This window comes from Blautia glucerasea, assembly GCF_013304385.1.
GTDB lineage: Bacteria > Bacillota > Clostridia > Lachnospirales > Lachnospiraceae > Blautia_A > Blautia_A ammoniilytica.
This window is the reverse complement of record NZ_JAAITU010000062.1, coordinates 1-17,204: the sequence shown is the minus strand read 5'-3', so window position 1 is coordinate 17,204 and position 17,204 is coordinate 1. Positions and strand designations below refer to the sequence as shown.

The window sequence follows — 17,204 nt, the reverse complement described above, 5'->3', positions numbered from 1 at the left end:
GCAGTAATGTACGGAGTTGACCAGTACTAATCGGTCGAGGGCTTGACCAAAAAGCAGGTTAAAGATTCCAAAGGATGTCAGCATGTATGTGGTTTTGAAGGTACAAATGAAAGAGTGACTTTATGAGTCACCTTTTCTTATATAAATAAAGGGGATTGGTCAAATGGTATGATAGGGGTCTCCAAAACCTTTGGTGGGAGTTCGATTCTCTCATCCCCTGTTTTTTTAATTGTCGGAAGCATTGATTTTACTTTGCTTTCGACTTTTTTTATTTATGAAAATAATAGCACACTGTACAGGTCATCCGTACTTGACTTGGGCGATAATTATCACTTAATATACCTTTATAAAAACACACCATTTCATATGCAATAAACCAAGATTTATAAGGGGAATCGTAAGAAACTATATAGGCAGAAAATGAAAGGAGATTATGTATGACTTTGAAACAAGCACTTGGAAAGATGAAATGGAAGAATTTTTTCTTCCTTACGGTTGCAGGTATGGTGAATGCCTTTGGTGTCACGATGTTTATCGCTCCAGTAGATTTGTACGATAGTGGAATTTCAGGAACTTCAATTTTGCTGTCACAATTGACACCAGAGTGGTTGTCACTGTCTCTATTTTTGCTTGTATTGAACATTCCCCTGTTCCTGTATGGATTAAAAAAGCAGGGTGTTACTTTTACTATTTATGCAATCTATACGGTAGCAGTGTATTCTTTTGGAGCATGGCTGATTACTGATGTGCTGCCGGTGGATGTAAGTATTGTATCACCACTTGCCGGGTCAGATCTTCTTCTTTGTGCCATTTTCGGTGGACTGATTTCTGGTATCGGAAGTGGCATGGCAATTCGATTTGGAGGCGCCATGGATGGCATCGAGGTTCTCGCTGTCATCTTTGCAAAAAGACTGGGAATCACGGTTGGCACGTTTGTAATGGCGTATAATCTGGTATTATATATCGTTTGCGGATTTGTTCTTCATAGTTGGATCCTTCCATTGTATTCGATCGTAGCGTACGGAGCGGCACTGAAGACAGTGGACTTTATTGTGGAAGGTCTGGATCGTTCAAAAGCTGCTACGATTGTAACAATACACCCGGATGAGGTCTGTGCGGCTCTTTCAGAAGCCTTTGAATGTGGTATGACCATTACCGAGGCAAAAGGATATTATTCCGATTCTCCCAAAACGGTGGTGTATATTGTGGTAAACCGTTTTCAGGTTGGGAAGATGAAAGAATTGGTTCATGAAAATGACCGTTCTGCTTACATATCGATTGCAGAGATTGCGGATGTGTATGGGGCAAATACAGACAAGGTTTGAAACTGAATAACAGAAAATAATTAAGAAAATACAAAGGCATGTCGCACTGATTACTTAGTGCGACATGTCTTTGTATGAACATAGACTTTCAGTTCATAGAAATAAAGCAGAAAAAAGAGAAAGGCTGTTTGATTACCAGCGTTTTTATTGTGCTCTCTTGCAGAAAAAGCAATGATTTTAAATGAATTCTGAAATGCTCTAAAAGACATTCAGACATTCGTTTCCTGATTGTTTTGGAATTTAATGGAATTCCAGTCTATATATAGCACTCAGCTGTTATTAGCTATATTGCTATTCTTCCAGTGTTTCAAAAGGTTTTTTTATATCAAAATCTTCCCATGGCGCCCATGGATCTTGCACAATAAATTTACCACCGGAAATATCAAGGACTTCTCCAGTTATGAAAGATGCAGCATCAGAACTTAAAAAAACAACAGGCTTAGCTACTTCTTCTGGAGTTCCTATACGTTGCATAACAGCAGTATTACTGAGATAATTAATACCTTTTGTTTTTAAAATGCCATTTTTAACCATATCAGAAGAAATAACTCCAGGTGAAACTGCATTTACACGGATGTGATAAGGTGCCAGTTCAGAAGCAAGAAGTTTGGTCATGGCACTGAGTCCACTTTTCGTAATTCCATAAATTCCAATGGATGTGGTGGCGATTCTTCCAGCTAAAGAACTGGTAGAAATAATACTTCCTCCGTTTTTTTTCATGTACGGAACAACATATTTAGAAGCTAACCAAGCAGAAGTTAGATTGGATGAGATTACTGCATTCCAGTCTTCCAGGCTCAATTGAGTTAAATAATCCATATGTCCTTGTGCAGCATTATTAAATAAGACATCAATCCTTCCATAAGTATTTCCCACATAATCAATAAAAGCTTTTAATGATTTGAAGTTAGATATATCCACCGACATTGCCTCAATATGATAACCTAATTGATCAGAATCAGATAGAAACTTATTGATTTTCGTTTGAGAACGGGAGCAAACGATAACAGTTGCTCCTTCATTCGCAAAAGCAAAGGCAGTGGCTTTACCAATACCACTAGTTCCTCCTGTGATAACTACGATTTTGTCTTTTAAATTTAAATTCATGTATTAATTCTCCTTTCATAAGTATTGAGATGAAAGCGATTCCATAAAATATATGATGATGTTTAAAAAATATCATAAAATATGTGAAAATACAATTTTATTTTTTGAATTAAAAGGAAAAACGGCAAGTTAAATAAAAATAATATGTATAATTTGTATATATTACCATATTTACCTACAGAAAATATTGTGCTATATTAAGGACATCAAGAAAAGGAAGCGATTCCATAAATGATGGGGCAATGAAATGAGGTAAAACATGCAGAATAAAACAACAATTGATGATATTGCAAAAAAAGCGGGGGTTGGAAGAACTACAGTTTCTCGTGTTCTTAATAATACAGGTTATGTAAATGAAAAGACAAGAAAAAAAATAGAGGAAGTTATCCAGAGTTGCAATTATGTTCCATCAGCAACTGCAAGAAATTTTGCAAAGCAGGATAGTAATATGATTGGAGTAATTGTTCCAGAAGCACACAACCCTTACTTTGCAGCTGCATTGGAAGGAATTTACGAAGTGCTGGAAGAAAAGGAATTGTTATTAGTACTTTGTAATTCTAACAAAAGTTTTGATAAAGAAGAAAAAATATTGAAATTATTAAAGCAACAGAAACTTAAGGGACTCATTATTACTCCGGCAATTGACGATCTGGATGTGCAAAAAATACTGGAATATAAAAAATTAATAGAATCATTGAGAATTCCAGTGACTTTTATGGATTCAGGATTAGATTTTAATGATTGGGATACAGTATATTTTGATAATGCAGGCGGTGCTTATAATGCAACCAAAGTAATGATTGAACATGGATTTGATGATATTGGGATAATTACGGGTAATTTGAGTACCAAAACTGCAAGGGACAGATATAAAGGATATCTTAGAGCTTTTGAAGAACACGGGCTTGCGGTAAGGGAAGAAAATATATTCCAAGGTGATTTTACCACTAAGACAGCATACCAGATAACACAAAAGATCTTGGAAAGAAAAACATATCCGACAACAGTTTTTACAACAAATAATCTGACAACTATAGGGTTTATTAAGGCAGTATATGATGCAAAACTGGTATTAGGAAAAGATATTCGATGTATTTCCTTTGATAAGGTAAACACTTTCGAAGACTTAAAATATAGTTATATCGAACGAGATCCCAAAGCAATGGGGCATTTAGCAACGACTATGCTGATGGAACGTATTGCTAATACGTCTATGCCAGTTAGAAAGTATTATATGCCTTCAGAGATTAGAGTTAATTTATAACCTGAAGATCTCGGACAATAGTTATTAATGGGGCATGCTTTTATGAGTAAATTTATGAATATTGGACGGATTAGACCGAATGAGTAATTTGTGAGACTATCTCGCATTACTCATTCGCCCATCAGTTGTGAATGCACCAAGACACGAAATTGTTGATTTTCGTATATAGTGATATCGCTAATAGGAGACATATCTGTTTACTAACCAGACAATGAGCCTGGTTAAAAAAATATAAAACATGGAAGCGATTCCATAAAAGGAGAGGTGATTATGGTTAAAAAAATTATGAATGAACCACAAAACATTGTAGACGAAATGCTGGAAGGATTTGTATTTGCACATGAAGAAATTGAATGGTTTCCGAATTATCGTGTAGTTGCGTTGAAGGAAAAGAAAAAGGGTAAAGTTGGCATCATGTCGGTAGGGGGAAGTGGTCATGAGCCGGCTCATGCTGGATATGTAGGGAAGGGAATGTTGGATGCTGCGGTAGCGGGAAACTTGTTTGCATCTCCATCTCCAGATCAAATGCTAAAGGCTATGGAGGAAATTAATACTGGAGCAGGAGTGTTAGTAGTTCTTAAAAACTATTCCGGAGATTTGATGAATTATTCTGTTGCAAAAGAGTTGGCACAAATGAAGGGGATAGAAGTGGAATGTGTTGTGGTAAAAGATGATGTAGCTGTTCCAGATAGCACTTATTCTACAGGACGACGCGGAATTGCCGGGACTATATTTGTACATAAAATTGCTGGAGCTAAAGCAAATGAGGGAGCTTCTTTACAAGAAGTAAAAGAAGCAGCCGAAATAGCAAACGCAAATATTAGAAGTATAGGAATGTCTATGACGGCATGTACCCTTCCTGGATTAGATAAACCAGGATTTACGGTTGCTGATGATGAAATTGAAATTGGTATGGGAATCCATGGGGAACCTGGGATTCAAAAAACTAAAATAAAGAAAGCATCAGAGTTGGCAGAAATCATGCTTGCGAAAATTATTGAGGATTACGATTATTCTGAAAGTGAAATTGCTTTGATGATCAATGGGTTAGGGGCGACTCCTCTAATGGAGTTGTACGTTTTCGCAGGATGTATTCAAAAACTTCTGAAGGCAAAAAGAATATCAGCACATAAAGTTTTGGTTGGGAATTATATGACATCGTTGGACATGGCAGGATGTTCAATTACAATGTTTAAATTGGATAAACAAACGAAAAGACTTTTGGATGCACCATGTAATACGCCAGGATTAAAGTTTTAGAAAGGAAAAAAGTATATGTTTGCTTTAAAACCAGAGGATTTCATTATTTATTTAAAAAAGGTAGCAAAAGTAATTGAAGAAAACAAAGAGTATATTACAGAGCTAGATTCAGAAACAGGTGATGGAGACCATTGGCTGAATATGAACATTGGATTCCAGAAATTAGTGGAGAAAACAGGGGAATGGAAACAAATGAATTTTCAGGAACTTTTTCAAAATATCGCTATGGTATTGATGTCTGCTATGGGTGGCTCTTCTGGTGTCTTATATGGAAGTGCGTATTTAAAATCTTCTATGCTTATGAAAGACAAAGAGATAATGGATGAAATGCTTTTTGGAGAAATGCTCTTGGATTGGGCAGAGGCCATAGCATCGAGAGGAAATGCGAAACCAGGATATAAAACCATGTTGGATGCTATATATCCTGCAGCAAATGCATATCAGAAATCATTGAATGAAGGAAATGATATCGCAGATTGTTTACATAAAATGGTGATGGCGGCGAAACAAGGTGCAGATAGTACACGGGAAATGGAAGCCGTAAAGGGAAGGGCAAGTTATCGGGAAGATAAATCAGTGGGGTATTTGGATCCAGGTGCTGTAACAATGGCAATGCAGTTGGAATGCATGGCAGAGTGTTTTGCAAATTGTAACTATAACTGATCAACGTGAAAATGAATTAGTGGCATCCCTAATGTAATTTCAATCCGGAGTGAATTTATAAAGAGGATGTGAACTATAAAAGCAAAAACTAAATGAAAGTGGGGTACAAATTATGAAGAAAAATATGAAAAAAGCAGTAATGGCAGTGGTTGCAGCTACATTGGTACTTAGCCCTGTAAGTGTATTTGCAGAAGAGCCAAAAGAAGTAACAATTGGTATAGCATGGCCATCTCTTGGAACTCAGGCATGGTCAGCAATGGCTGATTATTTAAGATGGTATGTGGAAGATTACAATGCGGAAAACGAAGTCCAGGTAAAATTAATTGAAACAACGGCGGGGGATGATGCAGCGGCACAGGAAACACAGATTCGAGATTTGTTAAATCAGGATGTTGATGTAGTTGTGTCAGGTGCGATTGATACAACAGCAATCTGGTCTTCGATTACAGAAACACATGATGCGGGTAAGAAATTTATTTCTTTTTGCCGTAGGCTGACTCCAGGTGGACCAGAAGCAGATTCTACAGTTGGACCGGACACTTACGATACTGCGTATGTTTCAGTTGATGCTGCAATTAAAAAAATGATTGCAGATGGAATTCCCGCTGAGGAAATTAAAATAGTAAGAGTACAGGGAGATTTAAAAGATCAAAATGCAGTCAGATATGGTGAAGGCTGTGAGGCGGCAGTAAAAGATAATGGAGCAACAATCGTTGCCGATATTGAGTGTAACTGGTCTGTAGAAACTCTTATGAACAAGCTTGCGCCTACACTTCAGGCAAATACAGATGCAAATATGATTTTTACACCTAATGAAGATTTAATGCTCGGTGTACAGAGCGTATTAGAAGGAAAGGAATTATGGAAGAAATCAGATGAAGAAGGACATATTTATCTGGCAGCAGCAGGTGGCTGTGAAATAGGTCTTAATATGATTCAAGAAGGTTATCTGGATGCAACTGGATATGAAAATCTTCCGCAGGTATCTACAAATACGGTTGATGTTGCTGTAAAACTGGCACTGGGTGAGGAAGCAGACGATTTCTTTGTAAAATCAGAACCAATCACACAGGAAAATATTCAGCCATTGCTGGATGAAAATCATTTCTGGGTTTATGACTATGCAGAGCGGACAAAATAAGTTCTAAAACCTGACTGTGACTGCCGCAAAAGATTCGGGAATTTTTGGGGCAGTCACATCTAAAAGGGGGAATCTTTTATGAATATAAAAGAGTATTTTACAAAAAAAGAGAAAGCTTTTAGCAACAGAAAAGATAAAAATTTTCTGTTAACTAGCGTTATATTGGGTGTTCTGTTTCTGGTGGCAATCGCTATTGCAAAACCTCAGTTTTATGCGTTTAGAAACTTGTCCAGTATTTTAATTCAAAGCAGTGCTGTTGCGATTATGGCAGCTGGTCAGATTTACGTTATGGTAAGTGGCGGTATTGATTTATCAATTCCTTCCGTTATGATGCTTTCTGGATGTATCGGAGCGTATACTATGCGCGAAACTGAAAATATAATGCTCGGAGTATTGGCTATTATGATGATAGCAATTCTTTTAGGGTTGTTTAATGGATTTTCTGTGGCAAAAATTGGAATTAATCCATTTGTAGCAACTATGATTACCATGATTTTTTCCAATGGTTTGTCGCTTCGAGTAACAAAATCAACCAGTATACCGGTTCTTCCAAAGTTTACTGAGCTATTTGGAAAATATTACGGACCGTTTCACGCAAATATCATAATGATGCTCGTCTGTTTGATTATCCTTCAATTTTTACTGACCAAAACAGCATTTGGAAGAAGCATTTATGCCATTGGAACAAATGAAAAAACAGCTCAGGCATGTGGCATTAAAACGGGAAAAATAAAAATACAAGTATTTTTGATTTCTGGAATTATGGCAGGACTTGCTGCGATTGCTTTGACGGCACGAATTTCGTCATCTTCTCTTTCTCTTGCATCTGATGGTACATCATTAGATGTAATTGCGGCGGCAATTGTAGGCGGCGCAAGTATTAAAGGTGGTGTAGGAACAGTACTTGGTGCGTTGATAGGGGCTTTTATTATTAATGGTCTTTCTAATCTCTTGGTATTATTTGGTATTGATTATTATACGATTCAGATTATTAAGGGCGCAGTCTTTATTTTTATTACCTGGTTTGACACCATTCGTGCAAATGCAAGGAGGGTATAAAGATGGAAAAAAGAATGTACTTTGAAGCAAGAAATTTACATAAATACTATCCAGGTGTTCATGCATTGAATAATGTAACGATTGTTGCAGATAAGGGAGAAGTACTGGGAATTATTGGAATTAACGGTGCTGGGAAATCTACTTTTATGAACGCATTGGCTGGGGAAATCTGTATTGATAAAGGAACATATTATATCGATGGAAAAGAAACAATAATCAGGAATCAGAACGACTCAGGAAAATGTCGTATTGCATTAATACATCAAGAAGCAGTTGTTTTTAAGGACATGACAGTGGCTGAGAATATATTTATTTATAATTTAAACAAATATACAAAGGCTGGACGTATACAATATAAGAGATTATTTGAGGATGCATCAAAGTATCTTTCAATGATTGGTGCTGATATTGATCCAAAAGAAATTGTAAAAAACATTACAATTGGTGAAAAACAAATGATCGAAATTGCGAGAGCTCTTGTTAGAGATGCAGAAATTGTATTATTTGATGAACCGACTTCATCATTGTCACTAGACGAAAAAGAGAATCTGTTTCGCATTATTGGAGAATTAAAGCAGAAAAATAAAATTGTAATGTATATTACACATTTTATTGATGAAATAATGAGAATCTGCGATAGAACAGTTGTTATGCGTGATGGGTGTGTGACAGGTGAATTTTTGAACGAAGATGTCACAACAAAAGAACTTGTTACAGGTATTGCAGGGCAGGAAGTAGAGACAATTGTGAATGCAACAGATAAAAGGGATAAAGAAATTGTTCTGAAAGTTGAGAATCTTAATTGTTATCCGGTCGTGAGAAATGTAAATTTCGCAGTAAAAAAAGGTGAAATATTGGGACTTTGGGGGCTTTTGGGTTCTGGAAGAACAGAAATTGTAAGAAATATTCTGGCTTTGGATAAACCAGATTCCGGAATTGTCTATAAGCGTAATAACAAAGGGATTTTGGAAAAAATTAGTGGTCATAAGCTTTTGGAAGAGTGTGCATATGTTACAGAAGACAGACATTTGGATGGACTGTTTATGCAAATGCCGATTTGGAAAAATATCTCTATGGCAAATTTGAAGAAGTTTGAGCATTTTATAATGGATGAGCAGAAAGAACGAGATTATGCACTTCAAATGATCAATGAAATGCAGATAAAAGCGTCTGATGAAAATGTGCTTGTAGAGACTCTCAGTGGTAGAAATCAGCAAAAAGTGGTTATGGCAAGATCAATTGGTAAAAATCCAGATATTTTCTTTATTGATGAGCCGACAAGGGGTGTAGATATTAATGCTAAATCTTTTATTCATAAGAAAATTGTAGAACTGGCAGAATGTGGATGTGCCATTGTTATGATATCTTCAGAACTGGAAGAAAATCTTAACTTGTGCGATAGAGTGTTAATTGTAAGAAACGGTGAAATTGTTGCTGAAGTTGCAAAGAAGGATATTAGCAAACAAAAGCTGATGGATCTTTGTCAGGGTATACGAGAGGAGGTCAAGTATGAATAGGGAAGTAAAAATAAAGAATATGAAATTGGCTGCCCTCAACAATGCGGTATATATTTTTGGAATATTGATTATCGCAGTATTTTCTGTAATGTCTCCATACTTTTTCACAGTCACAAATGCGACTTCAATTTTGCGAGCATCTACATTGATGCTGTCTATTGGTATTGGTATGACTTTCGCATTAATTGTTGGCGAGCTGGATTTATCAGTGGGAGCAAACTGTCGTTTTTCAGCATCTGTATGTGCACTTTTGATGGTGAATTATAAATGGAATCCATACCTTTGCATGATCATGATGCCGATCCTTGGAGGATTAGTTGGATTAGTAAATGGAATTTTGGTTACAAGAGTAAAGTTAAATGCTTGGTTAGTGACTCTTTCTATGAAATTGGCATTAGTTGGAATTGTAGTGAAACTGACTAATACAGTTGCGATTAATATGCCTCAGGAAGTGCTACAGTTCCGTAATTTTAAAATATTTGGTTTGTCCAGCTTTATAGTTTTTATTTTGGTTGTAATGTTGATTATGCAGTTTGTTTTAAAGTATACAACTTTCGGAAGAAAAATTGTTGCAGTTGGATCCAACCCAAATGCTGCATCAAAACTGGGACTTAGTGTAAAGAATTACAAACTTGCGGCATTTACAATCAGTGGGATTTTTGCAGGGCTGGGAGGTATGTTAATTTGTATAAATTTAGGAAGCGTTACCAGAGAATTGGGAGATGGATACGAATTTACTGCAGTGGCTGCGATTGTGCTTGGGGGTGTATCCCTTGCGGGTGGTGAAGGCAGCGTATTTCCTAAAGCCTTTATCGGTGTTCTTATTTTAACAATGATTGAAAATGGACTTACGATGATTGGAGCAGATATCTATGTCTTTCAGATTGCTAAAGCACTGATTATCTTTGTGATGATGTATATTGATTCTAAAAAAAATAAGATTTGAATGAGGGTTCTATGGAAAAAAAAGTATACGTTGGAAGCTATACGGGGCCAGAAAAGGGAAAAGGAATTTATTATTGTCTTCTGGACACAGAAACGGGAGCACTGAGACGTATTTCTGTAGAAGAACAGTGCGAAAATCCCAATTTTATTGCAGTGAACTGGAAGAAAAAAATTCTTTGTGCGTTAAATGAAAGTGACAAAGGAATCTGGCTAAGTTCTTATGAAATACAGGATGATGGGTTTCTTTGTTATTTGGATCAGAAAGATATTTCAGGACGTGGTCCATGTCATATTTGTATGGATTCTGATGCCAGACGAGTATTCTTTGCTAATTATATAAGTGGAGATGTGGGTATGGTATTGTTAGATGAGACGGGACATTTTGAGGAAGAAGAGTATATTACTTCACACTCTGGAAAGAGTGTTCATGCAAGACAAACTGAACCTCATCCTCATGGAGTGCATCTTTCGCCAGATGAAAATTACCTTTTTGTACCGGATCTTGGAACCGATGAAGTTGTGATGTATGTGATTGAAAAGGACCAGCTTCGAAAGAGAATGTCAAAAAAGGTGTTGCCGGGAGATGGACCAAGGCATTTGGTATTCCATCCAAATGGGAAATGGGTGTACCTGATTTGTGAGATTACAAATGTAGTGTATGTATATTTGTATTCAGAAGAGAACGGTCTGGAAGAAATTCAGAGAATCTCACTTCTTTCAAAAGATATGAAAAATGAATATATTGCAGGAGAGATTGCTGTAACTTCAAATGGAAAATATCTTTTGGCAGGAACTCGCACCTGGGGAGCAGCCAAAGAGAAACAGGGGTTTTTAACAATATTTGAGATTGACAAAAATGGTTTGTTGGTGCTGAAGAAAGTGGTGGAGTCAGGTGGGTGCCATCCTCGTATGTTTAGTATAACATCAGATGGAAGTTATGTGCTGATGGCAAATCAGTATTCTGGAGATGTAATTAGTTTTCGATTTAGTCAAGAAACTGGTGAAATTAAAAAAAGTGATAAATGTGCTATACCTGAGGCAACTTGCGTATGGTGCGAATAAGAAAAGGAGAAAATGAATGAGTAAAAAATTAGCAATTACTGGTGGAAGCCGTGGAATCGGCCGTGGCATTGTGAGACGAATGGCAAAAGAAGGTTATGATATTGCTTTTACCTACAGTTCTGAGAGAGGAAAAGCACAGGCAGAAGCATTAGTGAAGGAAGTAACGGAAAAATATGCGGTAAAGTGCTTTATGCATCAGTTTGCGTTGAATGAAAAAGGAACAGCAGAAGAATTTGTAAGGACGGCTTATGATGAACTGGGTGGTTTGGATCTTCTGATATGTAATGCTGGACAGTCTTTGGTAAATAGTATTTATGAAATGGATGAAAAAACAATTGATTTTTTAATTAATTTGGATTTTCGTTCTTATCTTATGGCAGCCAGAGAAGCGGGAAGAATTATGGGAGAAAATAATATTAAAGGAAATATTATTTTTATCTCTTCTTGCAGAGGAATCCGTGCATTTCCATATGATGAATTATATGGTGGATTAAAGGCCGGGCTTATCCGCGCAATTCAGACCTTTGCATTGGATCTGGCACCTTATGGAATTCGTGCAAATTGTGTTTCACCAGGACCTATTCGTGTGAGAACCAGTGAGGAAATGCGAGAAGAGGGTGTTTGTGAGCAGGAGATTGAAGATTTAGATAATCTTTGGAAACAGCTGCCATTAGAGCGGATGGGAACACCAGAAGATATTGCGAATGCCGTCGCTTTTTTGGCAAGTGATCAAGCATCTTATATAACGGGGGCAAATTTGGTTGTAGATGGAGCTGCATCACTTCCTGGAATTCCAGAAAATCGTCCTAAAGAAGATGAAGAGTTTAAGACTTGGTGTAATTTTAAACGAAGATGGAGGGTATAACACTATGAAAATGATAAAGGCAAATAGGGACAGAGACTTAATCGCCCAGACGATTTTTAAATGTGGTGAATTTGCCTATGAATTGGATAAAGACTTTTTGACACTTCCAGACTTTTTAAGATATACGCCAATTTGTACTGGATGTTGTGATGAAAATGACAATATTTATCTTGCTACCAGAGATAGAGAGAGACCAATTGTTGTAGTAGATTCAAATGGAAATTATATAAGAGATTTTGGGAAAAATCTGTTTCAGTTTATTCATTCTGTGTTTGTAACAAATCATGGCACACTTCTCTGTGCTGATTCCAATACGCATGTGATTCGTGAACTTACAACAGATGGAGAGTTAATTCGAGATTTTGGAAATTATAATAAACCTAGTGATAGCGGTTATGATGCAGGCATTTGGAGAGATATGCATAGAATGGGAAATATGATTCCTATGAATTTACCATTCCAAAAAGACTGGTGTTTTATCGAAAGTATTAAAACTATTAAGCGTGCAGCACCTCCTTTTAATCGCCCAACCTGTGCAGTAGAAACATCTAAAGGCGATATTTTTGTAAGTGATGGTTATGCAAATTGTGCTTTACATAAATTCTCCAATGATGGAAGCCTACTCAATACTTGGGGAGAACCTGGAATGGGACCTGGTAAATTTTTCGTTATGCACAGTCTGTGGTTGGATAAAAAAGACCGTATTTGGGTTGCTGATCGAGAAGGAAACAGTATTCAGGTATTTACGGATGATGGGGAACTGATTGCATATTGCTCAGAAGGATTATATCAGCCGTCGGAGATATGGGCAGATGATCAGTATATTTATGTAGGTGAGCGTGGAGGAATTACTATTTTCGATTATGATGTAAATGTAGTGGCACAGCTTGGCTTTTATATGTCCTCCCTAATGACTCATGGATTCTGTGGAGATTCGAAAGGAAATCTTTACATAATGACGTTAAGTGATGCGCTTCCGTACTCACTCTTAAAACTTAAACGCCTATAAAGGAGGAAAATGAAATGCTGATTAATATAAATGGTAAAGATATTGGCAAAGAATTGCCAGCAATAAATGTAATAAACCCTTTTAATGGAGAATGTATAGATACCGTTCCAGATGTGCCAGTGGAATTGATGGATGAGGCTGTGAAAGCTGCTCAGGAAGGGCTTAAAATATGGGGCGGACTTTCTCAAGCAAACAGAAATGCAGTTATTTATAAATATATCCAGCTTTATGAATCCAGAAGACATGAAATCTCAGAATTGTTAGCGGCAGAAACTGGAAAGACATTAAGAGAAGCAGAAGACGAGATTGATGTGTGTACAAAAGTAACACGAGGATATTGTGAAATGGCGGCGCATTTATATGGAAATTGTATTCCGGGTGGAAGCACCAATGGAAACGAAGAAAAGGATATTATTTTTACTAGGAGAGAACCGCTTGGAGTAATGGTGATTATTATTCCTTTTAATTATCCAGTTGATTTATATTCACAAAAAGTGATGTCTGCATTAGTGGCAGGAAACTCTGTGATTATCAAACCACCGTCATATAATCCATTGGCAATTATTCGAATGACGCAGATTCTTTATGAAGCTGGAGTTCCTAAATGTGCTGTACAGGTCGTGACGGGAAAGGGAAGAGTGGTTGGCAATTATCTTTGTGGACACCATGGAATCAATGCAATTTCTATGACCGGAAGTACAGAAGTTGGAATTAGCATTTATAAAAAAGCAGCAGACAATTTAACCAGAGTATTCTTAGAACTTGGAGGGAACGATTCGTTTATTGTTTTGGAAGATGCAGATCTTGAACTGGCAGTAAATGAGGCTGTAGGAAGTCGAATGGGAAATGCAGGGCAGATATGCTGCGCTAGCAAACGGTTTTTGATTCATGAAACATTGAAAGATGAATTCGTTAAAAAGTTGAAGGAAAAAATCAATGGAATGAAAATCGGAGATCCTATGGATCCACAAACACAAGTAGGATGTCTTATCAGTGAGGATGCAGCAGAACAGGTAGAAAAACAGGTAGAGCATTGCATTGCACAGGGTGCAATTTGCGTGACAGGAGGAAAAAGATTTGGTAGGGCATTCTTTGAACCAACAATTTTGGATTGTGTAACGGCTGAAATGGATGTCGCAAAAGATATGGAAATTTTTGGACCGGTATTTCCAATTATAACAATTCATTCTGAAGAAGAAGCCATAGAAATAGCAAATCAGTCCTGTTATGGTTTATCAGGGGCAATCTTTAGCAGGAATGTAGGAAGAGCAATTTCCATTGCGTCTAGGCTGGAAACTGCCGGAAATGTAATCAATGGAGGCAGCGCATATAGAATACCGGATTTGGCATTTGGTGGATATAAAAAGAGTGGTATTGGACGAGAAGGAATTTCCAGGACATTGGAAGAATTAACCCAGGAAAAAAATTATATTTTGAAAGGAGTTTTTTAGGAGTATGGAAATGAAGGGAATTTATGCAGCAATGGTTACTGCTTTTCAGGAAGATGGTTCTTTGGACGAAAGAGGAATCAGGGAAATAGTTAGACATAATATAGATCATTGTGGTGTAAAAGGGCTATTCGTGGGCGGTACAATGGGTGAACGATATAAAATGTCAACGGCAGCGATGAAAGAATTATATCACATTGTGGCAGATGAAACTGCAGGAAAAGTTGATCTGGTTGCTAATATTTCTGCACTTGCTTTTGAAGAAGTTCTTGAGTTGGGAGCTTGTGCAAAAGAAGAAGGTTATTCCAGGGTAGCTATGATCGCACCGATTTTCCATGGATACAACAGTGAGGAAATAGTGGATTATTATATTTATATAGCGGATCACATTTCTATTCCGCTAATGATTTATGTAATTCCTTCTTTTTCAAAGGTGGACTTTACGGAGAGTATGTTGGTGCGGCTTTTGAAGCATCCTAATATTGTGGGATTGAAATTTACCCACAATGATTATTATCTTCTTGACAGGGTGAGAGTAAAATGCCCGGATGCTATTCTTTTTACAGGCTTTGACGATATATTGTACCATGCTCTTTTAATGGGAACAGATGGAGCAATAGGAGGTACTTTTAATCTTACTGGACGGTTGGCAAAAAAACTTTATGATGCGGTACAAGATAAAGATTATAAAACTGCTTTGAAGTATCAGAGAAATATCAATGATGTAGAGGATATGCTGAATGCCACTGGTCTTTTCCCTACACTTAAGGCTGCATTACAAATAATGGGTGTTCAGTGTGGTGAATTAAAAAAACCTAATGCATTAATCACGGAAGCACAGAGAGAACAGGGAAGAAAGATTGTGGAATATTTGGAGAGAATAGGAGGATAAGTTTGTATATCATTCAAAATGAATATCTGGAACTGATTGTTTCAGAAATAGGAGCAGAAATCTGTTCCTTACGGAATAAAATGGATGATTTGCAATATATATGGCAAGGGGATCCTAAATATTGGTCAGATCATTCACCGCTTTTATTTCCCGCTATTGGTGACTGGAAAGATAACAAATATGTTATAGACGGGAAAGAATATGAAATGCCATGTCATGGATTTGGAAGGCTAGAAAAGTTTGAAATTCATTGTAAGGATACAGAAATGATATGTACGTTGCATTCAAACAAAGAAATACAGACAATATATCCTTTTGATTTTTCACTAACAATAGTATATAGCCTTGATCGAAATATTCTTCATGTGGAACAATTTATAAACAATGAATCGGAAAAAGAAATGCCATATTCTATTGGAGAACATATAGGTTTTTGTGTTCCACTTTTTAAAGGAGAGGTTTATGAAGATTATTATTTAGAATTTGAGAAGGAAGAGACGGCCAATAGATATCCATTGTTGAATGGAAGAACAATAGGAAAACCTGTACCATGCCTTATGCAGACAAAGAGAATCCCATTACATTCAGAGATGTTTGCAAATGGAGCATGGAACTTTAAAGGGCTTTCTTCTCAGCGTGTTTGTTTAGCTAGTGAAAAAAATCAGCATAAAATTATAATTGACTTTCCTGGATTCAGCCATTTTTCTATTTGGTCGGTGCCTAATGCTTCTTATATATGCATTGAACCGTGTAACGGAATAGCAGCATCAGAGGAAGAAGGCTATGATCCGTATCAGAAAAAAGGTATTCATGTTTTGAAGCCGGGACATTCGGAGATCGTGACATACAGTGTTACACTTCTTTCACCAAAAGTTGATGCATTTTTGGAAAATGAGGAAAAAAAATCAATTTTATCAAAACGCATTTCTGTACGAAAATTTAGAAAGAAGGTGGTGACCAAGGAAAAAATCATGCGTATTCTGAAATATGCAATGGCATCTCCTAGTGCAGGAAATTCTAGAGAATGGGAATTTATTGTAATTACAGAAGATGCAGCAAAAGAAAAAATTTCACAGATGAGCCCATATGCGGTTCCGGCAAAAAATGCATCTGTACTGATTATTCCATGTCTTAGGAAGGAAAAAGAATGGATAGATAAGCAGGGAAACAGCTGGTGGGTGCAGAACATGGCAATTTGCTCTTATGGAGTATTGCTTGCGGCAAAGGAAGAGGATCTTGATGGTGTATGGCTTGGTTTTTATCCGGATGAAATGCGAGTGAAATTATTAGCTGAGTATTTAAAATGTGAAAATGTGCTACTTCCATTTTCAGTAATTGCATTAGGATATAGAGATGGAGAAGCTTTAGAGAAGGATCGTTATGATTCAGACATTGTTCATTTTTTTTCAGTTAGTGAAAAACATTGCAGCAGTTGATTAAGATATTAAATTGCGATTGCCAGTAAGACGGCTACAAACTCAGCAAATATGGGTTTTAGTAGCCGTTTTTACGAGACTATGAAGAAAAGTCTGTAAATAATAATCTTCTATGATAATGATTGAGCTGGAAGCGCTAAATTGGAGCTTCCAGCTCTTGCTATATATATACGACATGATTTCGGGCATGTCAAGAGCAGACGTCAAAAGC

At 36.8% G+C, this 17,204-nt stretch carries 15 protein-coding genes and 1 tRNA gene; 15 read left to right on the top strand and 1 reads right to left on the bottom strand.

The window, feature by feature from the left end; all coding sequences use genetic code 11:
- Positions 1-149: 149 nt before the first annotated feature.
- Positions 150-220, top strand: a tRNA-Trp gene (locus G5B11_RS17070).
- Positions 221-437: 217 nt separating this feature from the next.
- On the top strand, positions 438-1,325 hold the full coding sequence (locus G5B11_RS17065) for a YitT family protein (RefSeq protein WP_173729163.1): 888 nt from the start codon (positions 438-440) through the stop codon (positions 1,323-1,325).
- A gap of 291 nt (positions 1,326-1,616) precedes the next feature.
- On the opposite strand, the gene G5B11_RS17060 is transcribed toward G5B11_RS17065, so the two are convergent.
- Positions 1,617-2,432 carry an SDR family NAD(P)-dependent oxidoreductase gene (locus tag G5B11_RS17060; protein ID WP_173729162.1) on the bottom strand — a complete coding sequence of 272 codons (816 nt, stop codon included), beginning with the start codon at positions 2,430-2,432 and terminating at the stop codon, positions 1,617-1,619.
- Positions 2,433-2,691: 259 nt separating this feature from the next.
- On the opposite strand from G5B11_RS17060, the gene G5B11_RS17055 reads away from it, so the two are divergent.
- From G5B11_RS17055 to G5B11_RS16995, 13 genes are all read left to right on the top strand, one after another.
- Complete coding sequence (locus G5B11_RS17055) at positions 2,692-3,696, top strand: LacI family DNA-binding transcriptional regulator (RefSeq protein ID WP_158422645.1); 1,005 nt, start codon at positions 2,692-2,694, stop codon at positions 3,694-3,696.
- A 270-nt stretch (positions 3,697-3,966) separates the two neighbouring features.
- Positions 3,967-4,956, top strand: coding sequence for a dihydroxyacetone kinase subunit DhaK (gene dhaK, locus G5B11_RS17050; protein ID WP_158422646.1), 990 nt, complete (start codon positions 3,967-3,969; stop codon positions 4,954-4,956).
- 15 nt (positions 4,957-4,971) lie between these two features.
- A complete protein-coding gene (gene dhaL / locus G5B11_RS17045) occupies positions 4,972-5,619 on the top strand; it encodes a dihydroxyacetone kinase subunit DhaL (RefSeq protein WP_158422647.1) in 648 nt (215 codons plus the stop codon).
- 112 nt (positions 5,620-5,731) lie between these two features.
- Positions 5,732-6,760 carry a sugar ABC transporter substrate-binding protein gene (locus G5B11_RS17040; RefSeq protein ID WP_173729161.1) on the top strand — a complete coding sequence of 343 codons (1,029 nt, stop codon included), beginning with the start codon at positions 5,732-5,734 and terminating at the stop codon, positions 6,758-6,760.
- A 78-nt stretch (positions 6,761-6,838) separates the two neighbouring features.
- A complete protein-coding gene (locus tag G5B11_RS17035; protein WP_158422649.1) occupies positions 6,839-7,819 on the top strand; it encodes an ABC transporter permease in 981 nt (326 codons plus the stop codon).
- A gap of 2 nt (positions 7,820-7,821) precedes the next feature.
- Positions 7,822-9,336 (top strand): sugar ABC transporter ATP-binding protein, encoded by a 1,515-nt coding sequence (locus G5B11_RS17030; protein ID WP_173729160.1) that lies wholly within the window; start codon positions 7,822-7,824, stop codon positions 9,334-9,336.
- A complete protein-coding gene (locus G5B11_RS17025; RefSeq protein WP_158422651.1) occupies positions 9,329-10,282 on the top strand; it encodes an ABC transporter permease in 954 nt (317 codons plus the stop codon). Before G5B11_RS17030 ends, G5B11_RS17025 begins: the two co-directional genes overlap by 8 nt.
- 11 nt (positions 10,283-10,293) lie before the next feature.
- Positions 10,294-11,343: a lactonase family protein gene (locus G5B11_RS17020; RefSeq protein ID WP_173729159.1), complete on the top strand. Its 1,050-nt coding sequence runs from the start codon at positions 10,294-10,296 to the stop codon at positions 11,341-11,343.
- A 16-nt stretch (positions 11,344-11,359) separates the two neighbouring features.
- Complete coding sequence (locus G5B11_RS17015) at positions 11,360-12,208, top strand: SDR family NAD(P)-dependent oxidoreductase (RefSeq protein ID WP_173729158.1); 849 nt, start codon at positions 11,360-11,362, stop codon at positions 12,206-12,208.
- Between the two features lie 4 nt (positions 12,209-12,212).
- On the top strand, positions 12,213-13,217 hold the full coding sequence (locus G5B11_RS17010) for a 6-bladed beta-propeller (protein ID WP_158422654.1): 1,005 nt from the start codon (positions 12,213-12,215) through the stop codon (positions 13,215-13,217).
- A 14-nt stretch (positions 13,218-13,231) separates the two neighbouring features.
- Positions 13,232-14,668, top strand: a complete 1,437-nt coding sequence (locus tag G5B11_RS17005) for an aldehyde dehydrogenase family protein (protein ID WP_158422655.1) — start codon at positions 13,232-13,234, stop codon at positions 14,666-14,668.
- Between the two features lie 10 nt (positions 14,669-14,678).
- Positions 14,679-15,557: a dihydrodipicolinate synthase family protein gene (locus G5B11_RS17000; protein ID WP_173729157.1), complete on the top strand. Its 879-nt coding sequence runs from the start codon at positions 14,679-14,681 to the stop codon at positions 15,555-15,557.
- Between the two features lie 2 nt (positions 15,558-15,559).
- Entirely contained in the window at positions 15,560-16,993 is a 1,434-nt protein-coding gene (locus G5B11_RS16995) for an aldose epimerase family protein (RefSeq protein WP_173729156.1), read from the top strand.
- The last annotated feature ends 211 nt before the right edge of the window (positions 16,994-17,204 follow it).